Consider the following 3,899-nt stretch of genomic DNA (forward strand, 5'->3'; position numbering starts at 1 on the left):
GGCGCCGAGGGCAGCGATGCGCTCAGCGAGATCGAGCGCCTGGCTTTCAGCGATGTGTCGCTGGCCTTCGACATGGCGGGCAACGGCGGCCTCACCGCACGCTACCTCGGCGCGGTGTTCGGCCCCGAGGCGGTCGCCAACAGGGTCTATGCCGGCATCGGCGTGCACCTGCTGGACACCGGCCTCAGTCCGGCCGAGCTGATGCAGCTGGCCTTGGAGGCAAGGCTCGGTCCGGGCTTCTCGCCGGAGGCTGAAGTGGGCCTGCTGTACCGCAACCTCGTCGGTCAGGCGCCGTCGGCAGCCGACCTGGCCTACTGGACCGGCACGCTCGGCAGCGGACAGTTCACCGCAGTGTCGCTGGCGCAGATGGCGGCCGGCCTGGACTTGAACGCGCTGAACATCGACCTGACTGGCCTGGCCGACAGCGGACTGGCCTACACGCTGCCGTGAGTTGACGTTCAGGATGACCGGGCGGCGTGGTGATAATGCCCCGCGTCGTCCTCGTCCACCCCCGTCATTCAGGAGTCATTGCCCATGCGTTTCCGTCTTGTTGCCCTGTGCGCGGCTGCCTTGCTGCCGGCTGCCGCCTGGTCCCAACCCATGCCCGAAGGTTTCCTGTGCTGCAACCTGCGCACCGACGGCAAGTGGATCAGCGACATCAACTACGCCGAATCCCACAAGCGGGTGATTCCGCTGGGCACGCCGGCCAAGGTGACGGGCTATGGCCGTTACCGCGTCTTCGTCGATCTGGGCGACGGCAGCAAGCAGGCCCTCGGCAATGACTACAGCCGCGACATGGAACTCGGCGCCTTCGCGAAACGCTATGTGTGGGCCGAAGATCCGAAGAAGAAGCTGGCCGGCTACCCGGCCAAACAGCGCGACGCGATCACCAGCGGCCGCATCATGAAGGGCATGACGCGTGAGCAGGTGCTGATGGCCGTGGGCTACCCGGTGAGCAGCGAGAACGCGCACCTGGACGCCAAGGTCTGGCGCCTGTGGCTGTCGAGCTTTGCGGAGTTCCAGGTGGTGTTCGGCGACGATGGCCGCGTCAATGAGATCGTCACCGATCCGGCCACCCGCCAGCAGATTGCCATCGACTGATGCGGCCCGCGGCGGCGTGGCTCACGACGCGTTCCGCGGCTTTGCGGCTCAAGCGCCGCGCACCCATTGGTTGAGCAGCGCCTTGGCCATCTTCCACTGCAGCCGCGCGCTGGGCTGGTGGCCCCAGCTGCTGGTGACACTGCTGGGCAGCTCGCGCCAGCCGGCCGGGTCGATCTCCTGGCTGCCGTGGCCGATCTCGAAGTCGAAGCCCGAGGGCGTGGCACCGTAGAAGCGCTCCATCGCGGCCAGGTCGCGGGCCACCAGCGCGGCATGGCCCATGCCCAGCGCGCCGGTGCGAAATCCGCCCGGGAACACCGGGGAGGCTAAGGGCTGGTCCGCTTCGGCCAGGCCGCTGAACAGCTCGATCGCAGTGCCCGCCGGGTCGTGCGCGATGAACAGGCGTTCCACCCGGCGTGAGTGGCACAGCGCCGCGCCGGCCTCCTGTGCCGCGACGCCATGGTGTCGCAGGCGCTGCGCGCGACGGGCCAGCGCGGCCTCGTCGCCGCAGTCCAAGCCGAATCAGACTCCGATAAGATCAGTGGGATGCCAAAAATGGTATGAGCCTCCAAAAATGAACACCATCCGTCTTTTGGGGGAGCGCGGTGCCCGCGGCGGGCCATCCGCCCCGGCGCCGCACCGTGCGCCACGCCCATCGCCATTGGCCGCGCCGCTGCCGCCGCCGGCCCCGCGGGTACCCGAGCTGCCGGCGCCCTTGCCGGCCGAACTGGCCGCCGCGCTGGCCGGCAGCCAGGGGCCGGCGCCCAAGCGAGAGCGCACGCGCCGCCAGTTGATCGATGCGGCGCTGCGCATGTTCAGCCAGCGCGGCGTGGCCGCCACGACCATCGGCGACATCGCCGCTGCCGCCGGCATGGCCGGCGCCACCGTGTACAACCATTTCGCGTCGAAGGATGAACTGGTGCAGGCGGTGGCCGTCTGGCTGGCGCGCGGCCTGTGTGCCTGCATCGCCGACAGCGCCGCCGCCATCCCCGAAGCGGCCGAACGCATGGCCATCGGCAATCGGCGTTATTTCTGGCTGGCCGAACAAAGCCCGGCCTGGGCGCTGACGGTGCTGGATGTGGCCGCGATGTCGCCGCAGCTGCTGCGCACCACGGCCGAGTACGTGCTGGCCGATCTGCGCCTGGGCGTGCGGCAGAAGGCCTTCCGCCTCAGCAGCGAGGCCGCCGCGCTGGACCTGGTGGGCGGTGCGGTGACCCAGGGCATGCGTGTCATCGCGGCCGGCATGGCGCCGCCCGGCCATGCCGCAGCGGTGGCCACGCTGGTGCTCACCGGCCTGGGCGTGCCCTGGGACCAGGCCCGGGCCGTCGTGCGCCGGCCCTTGCCGCCGCTGGGGGCCGCCCGATGATGTTCGCCCCCACTTTCGCGATCACGCGCATCCAGCCGCCGCGGCGGCCGCCGGGCTGGGTCGACAGGCCGCGGCTGCAGCAGCAGCTGCGCCATGCAGTGCAGGCCCAGCCGTTGACGCTGCTGTGCGCGGCGGCCGGCTATGGCAAGACGGCGGCACTGGCGCAGCTGATCCACGACCTGCCGCCCGGCGCCGTGCTGGCCTGGATCGGCGCGGATGAAGACGAGCAGTTGCCCGGCTTCCTGGCCTGCCTGTGCGCGGCCTTCGAACCGCTGCAGCTGCCCTGGCGCGTGTCGCCCGATGCCCTGGCCACGCTGGCGCTGGCCGATCGTGGCCTGCGCGAAGTGGCCGGCGCCCTGGTCAATGCGCTGGCCGGCCTGGATTGCGAGCGCGGCCTGATCCTGATCGACGACGGCCACCGCATCGTCGATGCCCGGGTGTTCGAACTGCTGCAGATGGTCATCGAGCGGCTGCCGGCGCACTGGGGCATCGTGCTGTCCAGCCGTGCCGAGCCGCCGCTGGCGCTGGCCCGCTGGCGCGCCGCCGGCAACCTGGCCGAGTTCCGTCAGGCCGACCTGCAGTTCAACGCCGACGAGGTCGAAGCGCTGGTGCGCAGCGCACATCCGGCCACCGCGGCGGGCGCGGACAGCGGCGAACAAGCGCGCTCGTTGCTGGCCCGCACGCAGGGCTGGGCCGCCGGCCTGCGCTTGAGCCTGTCGGTCGGCCGCCAGGCCGCGCGCGGCGGCGAGCGGCTGACGCAGCGCCACCTGTTCGACTTCCTCGCCACCGAGGTGCTGCAGGACATGCCGCCGCGGCTGCGCGAGTTCCTGCTGCTCAGCGCCGTGCTGCCGGAGTTGACCGCCGAGCGCTGCGCCCGGGTCTCTGGCCTGGTCGACGCGGCAGCGCTGCTCGACGAGGTGGACCGCCGCGGCCTGTTCGTCTCGGTGCTCGCCACCGATGTGCCGACGCTGCGCCTGCACGACCTGTTCCGCGAGTTCCTCGAAGACCGGCTGCGGCGCGAGCAGCCCGAGGCCTGGCTGCAATCGCTGCGCCGCGCCGCCGAGGATGAGCCCGACCTGGCCCGTGCGGTGGCCTACCTGCAGCGTGCCGCGGCCTGGGAGCAGGCGCTGGGCGTGCTGCTGCAGCGCGGCTTCAGCCTGCTGGCCACCGGCGGCGGCAGCAGCCTGGCGCAGATGCTGGCGCAGTTTCCGGACGCCCAGTACGCGGCGATGCCGGACCTGTGGATGCTGCGCGGCCTCACTGCCTGGCCCGGCTACGACTTCGATGCGCTGCTGCACTGCATGCACCACGCGGTGGCCGGCTATGCCGCCGCCGGCCGCGAGCGCGACGCGGCGCTGGCCAGCGCGCACCTGTGCGCCGGCCTGCAGCATGTCGGCCGTTTCGACGAAGGCACACGCATCCTGGCGCGGCTGGG

The 3,899-nt window shown here is 71.5% G+C and carries 4 protein-coding genes and 1 pseudogene; 4 read left to right on the top strand and 1 reads right to left on the bottom strand.

Going from position 1 to position 3,899, the window contains the following annotated elements; all coding sequences use genetic code 11:
- Positions 1-450 (top strand): hypothetical protein (locus VLK61_RS25580; protein WP_414636860.1); only part of this gene is annotated, 450 nt, incomplete at its 5' end.
- An 84-nt stretch (positions 451-534) separates the two neighbouring features.
- The gene (locus VLK61_RS25585) at positions 535-1,101 is read left to right on the top strand and encodes a hypothetical protein (RefSeq protein WP_325425327.1); all 567 of its coding nucleotides are present in this window, start codon (positions 535-537) and stop codon (positions 1,099-1,101) included.
- A gap of 48 nt (positions 1,102-1,149) precedes the next feature.
- On the opposite strand, the gene VLK61_RS25590 is transcribed toward VLK61_RS25585, so the two are convergent.
- Positions 1,150-1,614, bottom strand: coding sequence for a hypothetical protein (locus VLK61_RS25590; RefSeq protein ID WP_325425329.1), 465 nt, complete (start codon positions 1,612-1,614; stop codon positions 1,150-1,152).
- Between the two features lie 58 nt (positions 1,615-1,672).
- Between VLK61_RS25590 and VLK61_RS25595 the strand changes: the two genes are divergently transcribed.
- Positions 1,673-2,464, top strand: a complete 792-nt coding sequence (locus VLK61_RS25595; protein WP_325425331.1) for a TetR/AcrR family transcriptional regulator — start codon at positions 1,673-1,675, stop codon at positions 2,462-2,464.
- Positions 2,464-3,899 (top strand): annotated as a pseudogene (locus tag VLK61_RS25600) (transcriptional regulator); the annotation flags it as partial. The gene VLK61_RS25595 and the pseudogene VLK61_RS25600, both read left to right, overlap by 1 nt.

The sequence above is a fragment of the Aquabacterium sp. genome, from assembly GCF_035476535.1.
Classification (GTDB): Bacteria; Pseudomonadota; Gammaproteobacteria; order Burkholderiales; family Burkholderiaceae_C; genus Pseudaquabacterium.